This is a genomic window from Betaproteobacteria bacterium (assembly GCA_009377585.1).
Classification (GTDB): domain Bacteria; phylum Pseudomonadota; class Gammaproteobacteria; order Burkholderiales; family WYBJ01; genus WYBJ01.
In genome coordinates, this window is record WHTS01000082.1 from 12103 (window position 1) to 28530 (window position 16428).

The following is a 16428-nucleotide window of genomic DNA, read 5'->3' on the forward strand; positions in this document are numbered from 1 at the left end:
TTCCATCACTTCGCCACTTCAGCATGCGTCAGTATGAAGCGCGCATCGACGGCGATCGCGCCATCGTCCGAGACGATGACAGGGTTCAAATCGGCTTCCTGGATATCGTTTTCGTTTTGCATGAGCAGGCCGTTCTCTCCGCCGATCTTGAGCAGCACGTCGATGATCGCCTCGCGTGACACGGGCTTGCGCCCGCGTGCGCCTCCGAGGATCGCCGCGCCCTTCAGTTCGTCCAGCATCTCTTCGGCATCGAGCCGCGTAATCGGGCAGATCCGGAACGACACGTCAGACAGCACTTCGACAAATATCCCGCCAAGACCGACCATGATCAAGGGGCCGAACTGCGGATCGAGCAGCCCTCCAATGACCATCTCCTGCCCGGCAGGCGCCATCTCTTCGATGAGCCAGCCTTCCACAAGCGCATCCCTGATCCGGGGCAACGCTGACATCGTGCGTATCGCTTCGCGCACGGCCTCGGCACTCGCGAGATTCACTTGAACACCGCCCGCGTCGCTCTTGTGGAGGATCTCGGGGGAGACGACTTTCACTACGACGGGGAGGCGGAGCCCTTGCAATGCTGCGTCCGCTTCCTCCGGCGTTTTCACAACGCGGGTCTTGGGCACTGCGATCCCGTAACTCGCGAGCAGCGCCTTGCCGGCGGCTTCATCGAGCGCGGCGCGGCCTTTCCGCCGGGCTTCCGCAATGATCGTGTTCGAATCCACCTATTTTTTCCTCGCCAGTACTTCCGGAATCAATCCCGTATGGACTCGGCCCGCCCGAAACGGCTCGGAGCGCAGGATCGCCAGCACCGCCGGGATATTCGTCTTCGGTCCCTGAATTTCGAAGCTTTCCAAAGCAGCGATAAGTCTGTCGATCGCTGCGTCACGGTTCTCCGCGTATGCGATCACTTTGGCGATCATGGGATCATAATGCGGTGTCACCTCGCGGCCTTCGGCAAAACCGGTATCTACGCGAATCCCCTTGCCCTGCGGCGGCCGAAACACCGCGAGCTTGCCGGGTGAAGGAAAGAAATTTTTCGGATCTTCGGCATACACCCGCGCTTGGATCGCATGCCCGCGGATCTCGATTTTCGCGGGCAGCATGTCGGGGAGCTTTTCACCGGCGGCGGACCGAATCTGTGCTTTCACGAGATCGACACCCGTTACTTCTTCGGTCACGCCGTGCTCGACCTGGAGCCGGGTATTCATCTCGAGGAAATTGAACTCGCCGCCCGCCGCCATCAGCATTTCGACGGTACCAATGTTGTCGTAGCCCATATCCCGCACGATCCCGGCGATCTGATCGGCGAGTCCTTCCACGCGATCGCGCGCAATGCCGGGCGCCGGCGCTTCCTCGATCACCTTCTGATTGCGCCGCTGTGTCGAGCAGTCGCGCTCGAAGAGGTGCACGGCGTTGCCGTGTCGATCTCCGAGCACCTGAAACTCGACATGCCGCGGTTTCTCGAACAGGCGCTCGAGGTACACCTCGGCGTTTCCGAAACCGCGACTTGCGAGCGAGCGGGAGCGTTCCACCACAGCCAGCAGTTCTGATTCGTCCTTCGCGGGAAGCATGCCGATACCGCCGCCGCCACCGGCGGGCTTCACGAGCACCGGATAGCCGATCGCGCGCGCCGCCGCGAGGATCGCGGCAGGATCTGCCGGCAGGACTTCGGTGCCTTTGGACATCGGCATGCCGTACTGGGCCGCGAGGTCCCGGGCGCGCGTCTTGTGTCCCATCGCATCGATCCACTTCGGTGAGGGGCCGATAAAACGCGCGCCGGTGGTGGAGACACGCTGCGCGAAGCTTGCGTTCTCCGACAGAAAGCCGTAACCGGGATGGACGCCGTCGGCGCGGAATTTCCGAATCACGTCGATGATCTTGTCCTGATCGAGATAGCTCTCGCGCGCAGGCGCCGCGCCGATCTCATACGTTTCGGTTGCGAGAGCGAGGTAAGGCGCCCCGGCGTCTGCTTCCGAATACACCGCGACCGACGGTATGCCCATCTCGTGCAGCGCCTTCAACACGCGCGCCGCAACAGCACCCCGATTTGCGACCAGCACTTTGCTGAACATGAATGCTAGTCTTCCAGAATCGCAACGACCTGGCCTTCGGCGACTGGATCCTTTTCTTTCACCAGGATCTCTTTCACGACGCCGGCATCCTCGGTGATGACCGGGATCTCCATCTTCATCGATTCGATAACGACGAGCGTGTCGCCGGACTCCACCGTGTCGCCGGGCTTCGCCTTCACCTGCCAGACAGTGCCAGTGATCTCCGATTTCACTTCGATTCGTGCCATGACGGTTTCCTTTGTTGTAGACGTTTGTTTTTCGTATCCGACGGCTCGCGCATTCGCGGCCTCCGCATGTTTGTCTTCAGTAGCTGGTCGGCCAGGTGCGAAGGAGATGCTGCCCCACCCCACCCGTCATCCGGAGGCGATGCACTTCCAGCATTCGGATGAGCCACTCACGTGTATCCCGCGGGTCGATGACGTCCTGAGCCGTATAAATGGCAGCCATGTCGTACGCCGAAGTGCCTTTGGACATTTTTGCCAGCGTCTCCTTGTATTGCTCCGGTTCTTTCTCCGGATCGACGCCGAACACGACGCGCGCGCCGAAATCGGGTTTCATGAAACTGATCTCGGCAGTGACCCAGCACGCAAGCTCATCGGTATTGCCGCCTGCGCCCATGCTCGACACGGCAAGTCCGTAGCTCTTTCTCAGGATCACGGAGAGCTTCGGCACAGTGACGAGGGTCATTGCATTCATCCAGTTCATCACCTTGCCGGTGATGCCCCGCTGTTCGCCTTCGAGGCCGATGAGAAAGCCTGGTTGATCGACCAGCATCACGATCGGGATGTTGTATGAATCGCAGAGCACGAAGAAATTCTGCACTTTCTGACTTTCATCGGCGCCGATCGCGCCTCCGCGGTGCAGCGGGTTGTTCGCGATGATGCCCACCGATTTGCCATCCAGCCGCGCGAGTGTCGTGACCATCGCTTTGCCGTAACGTGCTTTCAACTCGAACATCGAATCGCGATCGACGATGCTGCGCACGACTTTCTTCACGTCGTACACCTGGTTGTTCGATTCCGGGATAAGCGTGAGGATCCGGTCCATATCCGCGCCGGAACCTTCCGGCACCGGGTACTCGGGCGGCGGCTCCATATGGTGGCTCGGGAGATAGGACAGAAACTGCTTCACCGCGTCGATCGCCTGCTCGTCGGTATCGACGGCCTGGTCGGCGATGCCGCTCACTTCTGCGTGCACGCGCCAGCCGCCCAGTTCCTCAGCGTCGACGTGCTTACCGATCGCCATCGAGATCAGCCGCGGGCTCGAAACAGCGACGATTGCACCTTTACGGAACACGCAGAAATCCGACATCGAGGCGTACCAGGCGGACGAGCCGAAGCAGTAGCCCAACACAGCGGCCGCCCACGGTGACTCGCGCTGGCGCTGGTACTCGACCGGATCGTCCTTCGAGCCGATCGAATCGGCGCCCATCACGTCGGGCATGCGCGCGCCGGTCGACTCGCCGAGGAATACGACCGGGATGCCGCGCTTCTTTGCGACACCCTTGATGTGCTTCAACTTCTTGATATTGATGTTCGCGCTGGACGCGCCTTTCACCGTGAAATCGTTAGATATGGCCGCTGCCTCACGTCCGTTGATGCGACCGAAGCCAGCGACCTTGGCATCAGCGGGCGTGGTCTGCCTGTCTTCCGCCCGCGCCGAGACCGCATGGAGGCCCGATTCGCTGAAAGACCCCGGATCGAACAGACGATCGAGGCGCTCGCGGGCGTTGAGCACGCCCTGCGCCTTACGCTGCGCGAGCTTCTCAGGGCCGCCCATGGCGAGCGCGCGCTCCTCGCGCTCGTCCAGTTCCTTCAACAGATCTTCGAATGCCATGCGTAAACCTCGCCTATGGTTGCGGTCAATCGGCGCGCGCGCCGGTCTGGCGGATCACCGGGCCCCACTTGTCGAACTCGACCTTGATGAAGCGCGCGAACTCCGCCGGACTGCTTCCCACCGGTTCAGCGCCAAGCTCCGCGAAGCGTGCCCGTGTTTCGGGCGCGGCGATGAATTTCACCAGGGTCGCGTTGAGCAGCGCGGTGATCTCCCTGGGCAGCCGCGCCGGAGCGGAAAGGCCCTGCCACGACGTTGCTTCGTAGCCGGCCAGGCCCGCTTCTACAATAGTCGGGACCTCGGGCAACGCGGGCGTACGCTTCGTGCTCGCCACACCGAGCGCGCGCAGCTTGCCTGATCTGATGAAGGGCAGCAGCGGCGGCAGTCCCGAGAACTGCATGTGCACCTGCCCGCCGAGCAGGTCCGTGAGCGCCGGGCCCGACCCCTTGTACGGCACATGCACGATATCGACTGCCGCCATGCTGGCGAAAAGTGCGCCCGCGAGGTGCGGCGTTCCACCCACACCCGAAGAGGCGTAGTTGTACTTGCCCGGGTGCGCCTTTGCCAGCGTGAGCAACTCCCTTACCGAGCGCGCCTGAACGCCGGGATTCACCGCGAGCACGACCGGCACCGACGCGATGAGAGAGATCGGCGTGTAATCGTCGACTGGCCGGTAACCCACTTTCGCGTAAAGGCCTGGATTGATGACGAGCGGCGGCGCCGCCATCAGCAGCGTGTACCCGTCGGCGGCCGAACGCGCGACCACCTCGTTGCCGATGTTTCCGCCGGCGCCGGGGCGGTTGTCGACGATCACCGGCTGGCCCAACGTTGCAGTCAAGCGCTGCGCGACCAGGCGCGCGAGGATGTCGGTCGTTCCGCCCGGCGCCAGCGGCACCACGAGACGAATCGGACGATCGGGATAGCCCACCGCATGGGCATACGGCTGCGGCATGCTGAACACGAGCGCGATCAGAAAATTACGTTTGCACATGAGATCGCGGTAGCGTATGCAGCGTCTTGCGTCGGCTTTCATGTTCGCCTGGCCTGTCAGAGCTGCACGTTGAGATCGCGCACGAGCTTGCCCCACTTGGCCATGCCCTCGCGTATCGATCTGGCGAGATCTTCCGGTGTGCCACCGACCGGCTCACTGCCATCGCTCACGAACGCCGCTTTGACAGCGGGCTCGGCGAAAATCCGGTTCACATCGAGGTTCAATTTCGTGATGATCGGCTTCGGCGTGGCCGCGGGCGCGAGCAGCGCGAACCAGCTCGCCGCGGCATACCCAGGCAAGCCCGATTCGGCAACGGTCGCAATGTTCGGTACGACCGGGGAGCGCCTGGCGTCGGTGACGGCGAGCGCGCGCAGCCGGCCGCTTTTAACGTGGGGCAACGCGGTCGGAAAAGGCGACATCATCATCTGGAGCTGACCGCCGATGAGATCGGTGATGGCAGGGGCCGTGCCTTTGTATGGCACATGGGTCATCTCGATTTTGGCCATCGACTTGAAGAGCTCGCCGAAGAGGTGGTTCCAGACGCCATTACCCGCGGAGCCGTAGTTGATCCTGCCCGGATTCGCGCGCGCGTAAGCGACCAGCTCTTGCACGTCCCGCGCGGGCAGCGTGGGATTGACCACCAGCAGGCCGGGCGGCGTCGACACGAGCACAACGGGCGCGAGATCCTTCACCGGATCGTACGGCAGCTTCCGGTACAACGCCGGCCCGACGAGTATGTTGCCGAATGATGCGAGTACGAACGTGTAGCCGTCGGGCGCCGCTTTCGCAGCCATGTCCGCACCAAGGGTTCCGCCGGCGCCGCCCCGGTTATCGACCACGACCTGCTGGCCCCACGCTTCCGACAGCTTCTGCGCGATCAACCGTCCCTGCACGTCGGTGTTGCCGCCGGGCGCGAACGGAACGATGAAGCGCACCGGACGGTTCGGGTAGTTCTGCGCTGTGGCAGCGCCGCTCGCAACGAGCAGCGACAACGCTGCCGCCTGTAACCATCCGCTTTGCATTCGTTCGCTCTCCCGTGTCTTCTTTACGGCCGCAGGCGCGGGCGTCCGCTCTGCCCCATGCGATTCAGTAACTCGTCGGCCAGTTACGCAGCAGGTGCTCGCCCACGCCTTTTTTCAGACGCAGGCGGTGCACCTGCAGCGTGCGGATGAGGTAGTCGCGGGTGTCTCGGGGATCGAGCACCGTTTGCGCCTCATACAGCTCGGCAAGCCCCCACGCGGAGGTGTCGCGCTCGACTTCGGCTTTGAGCTGCTCGAAGCGCTCGGGATCGTCCTGGTAGCGCACGCCGAAGAGCACGTTCACCGACACCGCCGGATCCATGAAGCCCAGATCGGCCGTGGGCCACACCGCCACTTCGTCGGCGTTCCTGCCGCCCGCCATGTTGATGAACGCCTGCCCATAGCTCTTGCGCATGATCACCGTGATCTTGGGCACCGTGACGAGCGACATCGCGTTCATCCAGTTGATCACCTTGCCCGGCATTCCGCGCAGCTCGCCTTCGAGTCCGATGAGAAACCCGGGTACGTCGACGAGAAACACGAGCGGCACATTGAAGGAATCGCACAGCACCATGAAGCTGGTGACTTTCTGACAAGCATCCGCATCGAGCGCGCCGCCTTTGAAGAGGGGATTGTTCGCAATGAAGCCGACGCTCTTGCCGTCCAGCCGTGCCAGTACCGTCGCGATCGACTTCCCGTAGCGCTCTTTGACCTCGAAGGCCGAGTCCTTGTCAGCGATCGCCCTGATCACCTTGCGCACGTCGTATACCTTGTTGCGCGACTCGGGAACGATCTCCAGCATTTCCCTGCACGGTTCGTCGGAGCCTTCGGGCACCGCGTGCTCGGGCGGCGCCTCCATGTTGTGGCTCGGCAAATACGACAGGAACTTCCTGATGACGTCCAGCGCCTGCTCGTCGGTGTCAACCGCAATATCGGCAAGCCCGGACACACCGGTCAGCAGTTTCCAACCGCCGAGGTCTTCGGCGTCGATCGGCCGGTTGATCGCGATCGAAGTCACGTTCGGACTCGCAATGGCCATGATCGAGCCCTTGCGCATGACCACGAAGTCCGACATGGCCGAATACCACGTCGACGAGCCGTAGCACTGCCCGAGCAGCGCGGAAACCCAGGGGCTTTCTCGCAGCCGCTGATACTCGGTCGCGTCCTGCGCGATGATTGCGCGCCCGGCAGCGCCCATGCGGTCGGGCATGCGCGCGCCGCTCGATTCGCCGAGCAGCACGAGCGGCATGCCGCGCTTCGCCGCGACCTGCTTCACGTGCTTGATCTTTTTCATGTTGATCACGGCGGAAGACGCGCCGAGCACCGTGAAGTCGTTCGAGACGAGCGCGATCTCGCGGCCGTCGATGCGTGCGAAGCCCGCAATTTTGCCGTCCGCAGGGGTCTTGTGCTTCACCTCGGGCCGGTGACTGCGGGCATACCTGCCGGACTCGATGAAAGAGTCCTTGTCGATGAGATAGTCGATGCGCTCTCGCGCATTGAGCACGCCTTCGGCCTTGCGCTTGGCGAGTTTTTCCGGCCCGCCCATGGCAAGCGCCTCGGCCTCGCGGTCCTTGAGATCCTTTAGCAGTTCTTCGAATGGCACCTCATTTCCTTCACTGTTATCCGCACCCGGGTCCGCGGGTAGGAGATCGCCGGTGCGAACGAGGGCGCGGAGGGAACCTTATTTCTTCGCGTTGGTTCATCGTACGCGAACGCCGTGAGGTTTACGGCCTTTCGTCGGAAGACTACCGCCGGCGCCTCCGGTGCGCCATTTGAGGGCGCTACGCCGCGGGACGTGAGCCTTTGACTTGCGTTCTCAGCATGTAGCGGCGCTCGGTCGGATCGAATGCCGTGCGTTTGTGCATCACGCAGCGGTTGTCCCACATCAAGAGATCGCCGACGCTCCATTTCTGAAACCAGGCAAACTCCTCACGAGTCGCATGCGCCCACAGGCGGTCCAGCAGAGTTTCGCTTTCGTCGAGGGGCAGGCCGACGATGCAGCTCAGGGGGCGCCGGCCGAGATAGAGCGCACGGCGTTTCGTCACGGGATGGCGAATGATGATCGCGTGCACGGCGCCCGGCGTTTCACGCGGATCGCTCACTTCTTTGTAGCCCTTGCGCAGCTGGCCGGCGCTATTCCGGCTTGCGTCATGCTTGATCTGCTTACCTTCGATCGCCGCATTGAGGTCTTCCGGCAGCGTCTCGTACGCGTGGTACATGTTCAGAAAGCCGGTTTCGCCGCCGCTCTTAGTGACTTCCCGGGAATAAAGTAAGGCAGCGGAGGGCGTCGTATCGTTGTAGGACATGTCCGTATGCCACACGGCTTCACCGTAGCCGAGGCTCCCCAGCGGCTGGCCCTGCTCGATGATGTTCGACATTACGGCGAGATTCGGGTAGCCCGGAAGCCACGGCTCGCCTTTCATGTTGATCGGCGCCTTGTCCAGCTCGCCGAAGTGCGCGCTGAAATCGAGCAACTGCTCCTTGGTGAGGTCCTGTCCTCTGAAACGCAGAACGTGATGCGCCATCCACGCGTCGTAAATGGCCCTGAAATCGGCCTGGCAGAGCGGCTGCGACAAATCGACGTTGAGGATATCCGCGCCGATCTGGTCTGCGAGCGGAACCGCACGCACGGAGGAATGCAGGTAACTGTCTTGAGCTGCGGTTTGCAAGGGATCTCCTGTACGAGGCGTCGAAAAGTGGAGTGTATATAGATTATTAATAATCTACAAGCTATAATCAGCGCCGTCTGAGGACTTGAGGCGAGACGATGGGATCGGAGATTTCTGAGCTTGCAAGGACGCCGGACAAGTACGAGCAATACGTAGAGGCCGCGCTGGCGGTAAACAATGCGTTGACGGAAAGCCTGACCAATCGCTGGCTCCGCGACATGCTTCAGGCGCTGACGCTGCAGACCAGACGCTACACACGGCTTGCGCTCGCCTCGGTCGAACGTCGCAAGGACTCCGCGCGGCTTTGGCGTAAGTTACTCGAGGCGATCAGATCAGGAGACCGAGAGTCCGCGCAGAACATCGCCTCTCGAATTTCGCTCGCCACACGGGATGCCGCGATCAAATATCTGGAGGAGGAGCGCTCGACATGAGCAGACACATTTCAACCGGGCTGGCTGCTCTCGCGCTCGTCGTGTGCGCCACCTCGGCTTTCGCGCAGAATTATCCTACGCGCCCCGTCCGCGTGATCGTGCCCTGGCCCGCCGGCGGCTCTATCGGCACGACGGCCCGCATCGTCACCCAGCGTCTCTCAACCCTACTCCACGGAAGCTTCGTGGTGGACAACCGCGCAGGCGCCGCCGGCACGATCGGCGCAGAGCTCGCTGCGAAATCGCCCGCTGACGGTCACACCCTGATGGTGCATTCGGCGACGCACGTGGCGAATGCAACGACATACAAACACCTGCCGTACCGCACCATCGAAGACTTCACGCCGATTGCTTTCCTTTCGGCCCAGCCTGCAGTGCTGGTGGTGCATTCCTCGCTTTCAGTCAAATCGACGCGGGAATTCATCGCGCTCGCCAAAAGCCGGCCGGCCCAGATCAACTACGCCTCGTCTGGCAATGGCAGCTCACCGCATCTCGCCATGGGGCTCTTCGCTACGACCGCGAATATCAGTCTCACGCATGTGCCCTTTCGCGGCGGACCACCGGCAATCACTTCGCTGCTGGCAGGAGAAACGCAGGCCTCCATCGCGACGCTGCCCAACGCGCTGCCACACGTTACCGCTGGACGCATTCGCGCGCTCGGCGTGACGACGGCGAAGCGTGTCGCAAGCACGCCGAATATCCCCACGATCGCCGAGTCGGGCCTGCCGGGATATGAAATGAACCCCTGGATTTCGCTGTTCGGACCTGCAGGTCTCAAGCGCGAACTCGTCGCAGAGCTCAATACGACTGTGAATAAGATCTTGCGAGAACCGGATATTGCCAAGAGTATGGTGAATCAGGGGTTGGAAGCCTGGAGCGGCACGCCGGAGCAGCTGGCGGCACGTATGCGCGCCGACCTCGACAAATTCGCGAAGCTCATCAAGGCGATTGGCGTGACCAACGACTGACGTCGATTGCCCGAGCGACTTCCCAGGCGTTATCTGTTTGCATAATTACTCACCAGTCGCTTGCTTAGTCGACAGATTCCCTAGAATTGCTTCCTGTAGCCATAGCTGAATGTGTCGCCCCACTTACTGACTCCTGAGTAACTTTGGCAGGAGGATGAATCATGACGTCAGCACTGCGCGATGTGCTTCGTAGTCCGATCACCGACCGCAGCGCCTGGAAGGGTAGCGACCTGGAAAAGGGTGAGCAGTGGATATATACGTTGCCGGCTGACGCCATCAAGGAACTCGATGCAACTCTGGCGCGTTTGCGCGAGCACCCGGTTCCTCTCACCGAGCTGCGCCGTGAACATTTCGCGCTGCCGGCCCTGGTCGGCGATCTAGCCCGCATAGCGGAAGAGCTGGAAAACGGCCGTGGCTTCGTCGTCATCAGAGGGCTCCCCTTCGGCAAATACGACGACGACGATATCGCGCGCATCTTCTGGGGTATCGGAACGCATTTTGGTTACCCGATCTCGCAAAACGCCAAGGGCGATCTGCTGGGGCACGTGCGAGCAGTCGAAGGCCTGCAATACATGGACAAGAATGTTCGCGGTTATCAGACCAGCGCTGAGTTGTTTTTCCATAATGACAACTGCGACATCGTCGGACTGCTTTGCTTTCGCAAAGCCAAATCAGGTGGAGTGTCGCGTCTGGCAAGCGCGATTACGCTGTACAATGAGGTATTGTCGACCCATCCGGAATACCTGGAAGTGTTGGCGCGAGGCTTCCACTACGATCTGCGAGGCGAGGAGTTGCCTGGTGTGGGTCCACTCACCCCGCATCGCATTCCGGTTTACAGCTACTACGAAGGAAAGCTCTCGTGCCGGTATGTCTACACGGCAATCATGCAGGCGGCGCGCAAAGCGGGCCTGACATTTACGGATCTGGAAACGGCAGCGATGGAATTTCTCAACCAGACGGCTGCGCGTAAAGATATCCGCCTCGAGATGGTCCTCGAGCCTGGCGACATGCAGTTCTGCAATAACCACGCAGTTCTTCATTCGCGGACGGCTTACGAAGAGTGGCCGGAACCGGAGCGCAAGCGTCACATGCTGCGGCTATGGCTCAACAACGGTCATCGCAAGCTTGCCCCGGAGTTTGCCGACCGGTATGGAGACGGCGTTGGGATGGGCGTACCGCCTGCGACCGGGCAGACACGGGCGGCACTGTCATGACTTTGCGCAAGATTATGCCAATGTGGCGGCGGGTTTCTGGGCTGTTGCTTGGGCTGGTTCTGGCCTTTCCGCTCTTAGCTTTCGGCCAGGCACGCGATTACCCCACGCGCCCGGTGCGGCTGATCGCGCCTTTCCCGCCCGCCGGGCCAACCGATGTGCTGGCGCGCGCGATCGGCGTGAAGCTGACGGAGTATTGGGGTCAGCAGGTCATCGTCGACAATCGGCCCGGTGCGGGTGGCAACATTGGCACCGAGCTTGCCGCCCGCGCAGCGCCCGACGGCTACACGCTGGTCATGGGAACGATCGCAACGCACGCGATCAACGAGAGTCTGTACACCAACCTCCCCTTCTCAGCGCAGAAAGATTTCGTGCCCGTCGCGCTCGCGGCGCAGACCCCCAGCCTCGTCGTGCTTCACCCGTCAGTCGCGGCGAAAACCTTTGGCGAGTTCATCGCGCTCGCTAAAGCCAAGCCGCGCGGACTCAACTACGCGCATGCGGGCGTGGGTACGCTCGGGCACCTCTCAATGGAGCTCCTGACGATGCAATCGGGCGTGCAGGTCAACCACATTCCTTACAAGGGCACCGGCCCGGCGTTGGTGGATACGATCAGCGGACAGACTGCGTTCATGATCACGAGCGCGCTCACTGCGGCGCCGCACGTGCGCAACGCCAGGCTGCGGGCAATTGCGATCACGAGCGCCAAGCGGTCTGCGGCATGGCCTGATATACCGACTGTTGCGGAATCGGGTTATCCAAACTATCTCGCAGTCGGCTGGGCCGGTGTGTTCGCACCGGCGCGCGTGCCGCGGACACTTCCAGCGCGACTCAATGCCGACATCAACCGCGCGCTGGCGTCGCCTGATACGCGAGATCGCCTGCTTGCGTCGGGCTCTGAGCCCGGGTCTTTGACCAGCGACGAGTTTGGCGCGTTCGTGCGTGCTGAAATCGCGCGATGGGGACAAGTGATACGCGCAGCGGCTATCAAGCCTGAGTGACGAGGCGGATTTGGAAACCGCCCACCGCCTGCCGTGCCACTGCTTCGGCGCCCATCGGCTGGACGAGCTTCCCTTGCTTTTCCGGTGTCGTTGATTCACGTACCACACAGGTAGTATTGACGCTTCGAACAATCGTGTTACGAGCCACAACTGGAAGCCAATGAAAACGCAGATAGAACGAGTCGAAGTATTCGGCGTGGCGATGCCGCTGACCGGCACGTTTACGAGCGCGGGGGTCTCCAAGCAAGCGACGAAATGTGCTGTGGTGCGCCTCACCGCATCGGACGGCACGGTGGGCATCAGCAGCGTCGAGCCGTCGGCCGTCACCAAGTCGCCGGGAACGGCCGCGGAGCTTGCAGTCGCGATCCGGGATCGCATTGCCCCTGCGCTTATCGGACAGGATCCGACCAACATCAACCGATTGATCGAACTGCTGGATGGGCTGACGCCCACGCAGCCCGGCGCCGGAGCCGCTGTGGAAATGGCGTGCGTCGAGCTCGCGTCGCGCATTCAGGGGGTGCCGCTCTACACCTATCTCGGCGGCGCTGCACAGGAAAGCGTGCAATTCAATGGCTGGATTGGAGAGCTTCCGCCTGAGGAAGCGGCGGCCGAAGCGCGGCGATGGCTCAAGGCGGGGTTCGAGTCGGCGAAGATCAAAGTCGGCAGCGGCGTCGAAGCAGATCGCGACCGCATCGAAGCCGTACGCGCCGCTGTCGGGAGCGCGATGAAGCTTCGCATCGACGCGAACTTGCAGTACGACGCAGACACGTCGTTGAAGCTCTGCCGCATGGTCAAACAATTCGACTTGCAGCTTTTCGAACAGCCGGCACATCTGCGCGATCTTGCAGGAATGGCGCGGGTGCGCCGGGAAGGCGGCATTCCCGTGATGGCTGACGAATCGGTGAGCGATCACGCGAGTCTCATCGCGGTCATCAAGGCCGATTGCGCGGACTTCGTCAAGTTCGGTATCAAGCAGGCCGGGGGGATTCTCCGCGCATCGCGCATGCTGGCTACTGCGGAGGCCGCAGGCCTTCCGGTCGTGATCGGCCACGGCTTCGGACTTGATCCCAGCACGCTCGCGGAGATTATGCTCGCCGCCACGTCCCGCAATGTGCTGCCCGGACTCGAGTGCGTGGGTCCGCTCAAGGTGACAGATACCGTTGCAACCACGCGCCTCGATATTTCGTCGGGCAGCCTGCCATTACCCGTCGGGCCGGGTCTTGGCATCAGCCTCGACGAAAACAAGCTCGAACAGTATCGCCTGAAGTAGCATCGGCAAACCAAAGCGAAGACACGGTACAAATGGCATGGCAGCGGCGCCCAGGGCGTCCGCTGGGCGCTCTCGTTTGCTCCTGGGGATTCGACGTTGCGGCCTGCTGATTTGTAGAAGAAGGTGTGCCGTCGTATCGCCTAAAGCATGTACATACCGCCGTTCACCAGGTAACACTGCCCGGTGATGAAGCTGGCGTCCTCGCTCGCGAGATAGACCATCAGCGACACCACTTCCTGCGGCTTACCCAGCCGGCGTATCGGCTGCATCGGCCGCAGCTCTTTGTTCATCTGAAAGGCGTCGCGCTCGACTTCGATCGTTCCGGGGCCGATACAGTTGGCGGTAATGTTGTGCTCGGCAAACTCTCGGGCGATGCCGCGGGTGAAACCGATGATGCCGGTCTTGGCCATGGCCTTGGCTGCGCCGATGCCGAGGAAGGGTGCGATGCCGGAAAAATTGATGATCCGGCCCCACTTTTTATCCATCATTGCGGGTAACACGGCGCGGCAGATATTGCGCGGACCGTGAATGTTCACTTCGACGTTCCGCATCCAGGCTTCGTCGCTCTGCTCGAGAAAATTGCCTTCCGCACGGTAGACGGCATTGTTCAGCACGACATCGATCGAACCGAGCTCGCCGCACACCGTCTTCACGAACCGGCCCACCGCGGCCGCATCGCCCACGTCGCACTTTTCCGCTACTACATTTTCGCCGAGCGCGCGCAGTTCATCGGCGACCTGCCGCAACTCGGCCATCTTGGTGCTGGTGCAGATCGCGAGATTGGCCCCTTCGCGCGCGTACGCGAGAGCGGCATGGCGTCCCATGTTGCGGCTCGCGCCGGTGATCAGCACCGTCTTTCCCTTCAGACCGGTTTCCATGCGATCGACTCCCTAGACTATTCGTTTACTGCTCCGCAGTGATACCGAGCTCCGCGACGACTTTGCGCCACTTGGCGATGTCAGTACGGATGAGCGCATCGAGCTCGGCCGGCGGTCCGGCAACCGGATCGACGCCGAGCGCGTTCACCAGCTTGTCTTTTACGTCGTCCGCGAGCACCGCTTTCGCCGCTTCGACGTTGAGCTTGCGCAGTACCGCTTCAGGCGTTTTCGCCGGCGCCAGCAGCCCGTACCACCCACTCACCTGAAACCCGGGTACGCCTGACTCGGCAATCGTCGGCACGTTCGGGAAAGCAGCAGTCCGCTTCGGCGTGCTGACGCCGAGCGCCTTCACTTTGCCTGCGCGCATCAGCGGTCCCGCCAATGCGACCGTCCCGAAGTAGAGCGAAACGTGCCCTGCCATGACATCGGTGACCGCGGGACCGCCGCCTTTATACGGCACGTGGACGAGCTTGATGCCTGCGGTCCTGGTGAAAAGCTCGAGCGCGAGGTGCGTGATGTTGCCGGTGCCGGCCAAGCGAAATTCAGTGCGCCCGGCTTCGCTTTGGCGAGACTGACCAGTGCCCGTATGTTCTCCGCCGGCAACGTGGGGCTCGCAACCAGCACATATGCGCCATTTCCAAGGAAAGATATGGACGCGAAGTCCCGCAGAGTGTCGTAGGGCAGCTTCTTGTATAGCGCCGGGTTGATTGCGTGGCTGCCGGGCACGATCAGAATCGTGTGGCCATCCGGCGTCGCTTTCGCGGCGAGGTCGCAGCCGATGATGCTATTCGCGCCGCCGCGATTGTCGACCACGAACTGCTGCCCGGTGCCTTGAGCCATGCGCGCCGCGATGAGCCGGCCCAGGACGTCGTTCGCGCCACCAGGCGGGAACGGCACGATGAGGCGCACCGGTCGCTGCGGATAAGATTGGGCGTGCGCCATCGGCAGCGCAGCGGCCGCGGCAAGGCACGATGCTGCCAGTGCGTATCTGAACATTCGTCTGTCTCGGGTGTGTGAGCTGGGCGCGGGCAGTGCGCTGGCAGCCCAATCCGGCGCCCTACAGGATCGGCACCGTGCCGCAGAGCGTCGTGCGCTCCATGCGCCGCCGCAGCGGCAGCTCGTAGTCGCTTATCGCCTGGTGCTGGGTCGCGCAATTGTCCCAGATCAAGAAGTCGCCCACCCGCCACCGGTGACGGTAGGTGACGTCGGGCTGCTGAATCCGGGCGAAGAGCTCCGACAGAAGCGCAGCGCTTTCCGACGGCTCCATGCCGACGAGCTGCGTCGTGTAGCCCTCGTTCACGAAGAGACACTTCCTGCCGGTATATGGATGCGTGCGCACTGCAGGATGCTCGCGGTCCGGCGTCTTTCTTTTCTGCTCTTCGGTGAGCGCCTTCCGCGCGCCGCTTTTCCGGTCGCGCGAATAGCCGTGGATGTAAGAGTTCACGGCGTTGCGGCCGAGAAGCTTCTGTTTTGTCGACTCCGGCAGCGCATCGAAAGCCTTCGTCATGCTCGAGAAAATCGTGTCGCCGAGCGGCGCACCGTCCTTCATCGGCACCTCGCGCGCATAGAACAGCGACCCGCGGCTCGGTTTCTCCACATAGCACAGGTCGGAATGCCAGAAGAAGCCGGCATCCTGGCTTCCGATCGGCTTGCCGTTCTCGATGATATTGGAAACGACGAAGAGCTCGGGGTAGCCGGGTCTGCAGCAGTCCTGCCGCACATGGTGCTCGAGCTCGCCGAAGCGGCGGCTGAAGGCGATGTGCTGCTCGGGCGTCAGATTCTGATTCCGGAAGAAAATGACCTCATGTTCATGCAGCGCGTCTACGATTACCTGAAAAGTCGGCTCGTCGATATCGCGCGACAGATCGACTCCCATGATCTCGGCACCGAGCGCGCGGCCCGAGGGTCTTACGGTCAGCATGATAATTACTCCTCTGAGTATGCTCACATCCGAACGGGCAAGCCGTTCGGGCCGGCAAGAATCGGGATAGGGGCCGATCATAGTTGACCGGACCCCTCCCACACCACCCGGCATGCGGGTCCGCACCGGGCGGTTCGAGAAGTTGAGGTCATGAGAGACGAACCATGCCA

16 protein-coding genes are annotated in these 16428 nt (G+C 62.1%); 5 read left to right on the top strand and 11 right to left on the bottom strand.

Annotation, left to right across the window (positions count from 1 at the left end):
- Positions 1–5: 5 nt before the first annotated feature.
- The 8 genes from GEV05_21460 to GEV05_21495 form a co-directional block, all read right to left on the bottom strand.
- On the bottom strand, positions 6–722 hold the full coding sequence (locus tag GEV05_21460) for an acetyl-CoA synthetase (protein ID MPZ45906.1): 717 nt from the start codon (positions 720–722) through the stop codon (positions 6–8).
- The gene (locus GEV05_21465; protein MPZ45907.1) at positions 723–2072 is read right to left on the bottom strand and encodes a biotin carboxylase; all 1350 of its coding nucleotides are present in this window, start codon (positions 2070–2072) and stop codon (positions 723–725) included. It lies immediately after the preceding gene.
- Between the two features lie 5 nt (positions 2073–2077).
- Positions 2078–2299, bottom strand: coding sequence for a biotin/lipoyl-binding carrier protein (locus tag GEV05_21470; protein MPZ45908.1), 222 nt, complete (start codon positions 2297–2299; stop codon positions 2078–2080).
- Positions 2300–2375: 76 nt separating this feature from the next.
- Positions 2376–3908 (bottom strand): methylmalonyl-CoA carboxyltransferase, encoded by a 1533-nt coding sequence (locus tag GEV05_21475; protein ID MPZ45909.1) that lies wholly within the window; start codon positions 3906–3908, stop codon positions 2376–2378.
- 25 nt (positions 3909–3933) lie between these two features.
- The gene (locus GEV05_21480; GenBank protein ID MPZ45910.1) at positions 3934–4938 is read right to left on the bottom strand and encodes a tripartite tricarboxylate transporter substrate binding protein; all 1005 of its coding nucleotides are present in this window, start codon (positions 4936–4938) and stop codon (positions 3934–3936) included.
- 14 nt (positions 4939–4952) lie between these two features.
- Positions 4953–5918: a tripartite tricarboxylate transporter substrate binding protein gene (locus tag GEV05_21485; GenBank protein MPZ45911.1), complete on the bottom strand. Its 966-nt coding sequence runs from the start codon at positions 5916–5918 to the stop codon at positions 4953–4955.
- Positions 5919–5982: 64 nt separating this feature from the next.
- Entirely contained in the window at positions 5983–7518 is a 1536-nt protein-coding gene (locus GEV05_21490; GenBank protein MPZ45912.1) for a methylmalonyl-CoA carboxyltransferase, read from the bottom strand.
- Positions 7519–7696: 178 nt separating this feature from the next.
- On the bottom strand, positions 7697–8545 hold the full coding sequence (locus GEV05_21495) for a TauD/TfdA family dioxygenase (protein ID MPZ45913.1): 849 nt from the start codon (positions 8543–8545) through the stop codon (positions 7697–7699).
- Between the two features lie 137 nt (positions 8546–8682).
- On the opposite strand from GEV05_21495, the gene GEV05_21500 reads away from it, so the two are divergent.
- From GEV05_21500 to GEV05_21520, 5 genes are all read left to right on the top strand, one after another.
- A complete protein-coding gene (locus GEV05_21500; GenBank protein MPZ45914.1) occupies positions 8683–9015 on the top strand; it encodes an FCD domain-containing protein in 333 nt (110 codons plus the stop codon).
- The gene (locus GEV05_21505; protein MPZ45915.1) at positions 9012–9980 is read left to right on the top strand and encodes a tripartite tricarboxylate transporter substrate binding protein; all 969 of its coding nucleotides are present in this window, start codon (positions 9012–9014) and stop codon (positions 9978–9980) included. The genes GEV05_21500 and GEV05_21505 overlap by 4 nt, the downstream gene beginning before the upstream one ends.
- Before the next feature lie 161 nt (positions 9981–10141).
- Positions 10142–11194 (top strand): TauD/TfdA family dioxygenase, encoded by a 1053-nt coding sequence (locus tag GEV05_21510; GenBank protein ID MPZ45916.1) that lies wholly within the window; start codon positions 10142–10144, stop codon positions 11192–11194.
- Positions 11041–12189 (top strand): tripartite tricarboxylate transporter substrate binding protein, encoded by a 1149-nt coding sequence (locus tag GEV05_21515; protein MPZ45917.1) that lies wholly within the window; start codon positions 11041–11043, stop codon positions 12187–12189. The genes GEV05_21510 and GEV05_21515 overlap by 154 nt, the downstream gene beginning before the upstream one ends.
- Positions 12190–12349: 160 nt before the next feature.
- Positions 12350–13459: a hypothetical protein gene (locus GEV05_21520; protein ID MPZ45918.1), complete on the top strand. Its 1110-nt coding sequence runs from the start codon at positions 12350–12352 to the stop codon at positions 13457–13459.
- Positions 13460–13599: 140 nt separating this feature from the next.
- Here the strand turns inward: GEV05_21520 and GEV05_21525 are convergent, their stop codons facing one another.
- The 3 genes from GEV05_21525 to GEV05_21535 all read right to left on the bottom strand — a co-directional run bounded on the left by GEV05_21525 (position 13600) and on the right by GEV05_21535 (position 16384).
- Positions 13600–14337 (bottom strand): SDR family oxidoreductase, encoded by a 738-nt coding sequence (locus GEV05_21525; protein MPZ45919.1) that lies wholly within the window; start codon positions 14335–14337, stop codon positions 13600–13602.
- Between the two features lie 25 nt (positions 14338–14362).
- Entirely contained in the window at positions 14363–15112 is a 750-nt protein-coding gene (locus tag GEV05_21530; GenBank protein ID MPZ45920.1) for a hypothetical protein, read from the bottom strand.
- A 282-nt stretch (positions 15113–15394) separates the two neighbouring features.
- The gene (locus GEV05_21535; GenBank protein ID MPZ45921.1) at positions 15395–16384 is read right to left on the bottom strand and encodes a TauD/TfdA family dioxygenase; all 990 of its coding nucleotides are present in this window, start codon (positions 16382–16384) and stop codon (positions 15395–15397) included.
- Positions 16385–16428 lie beyond the last annotated feature (44 nt).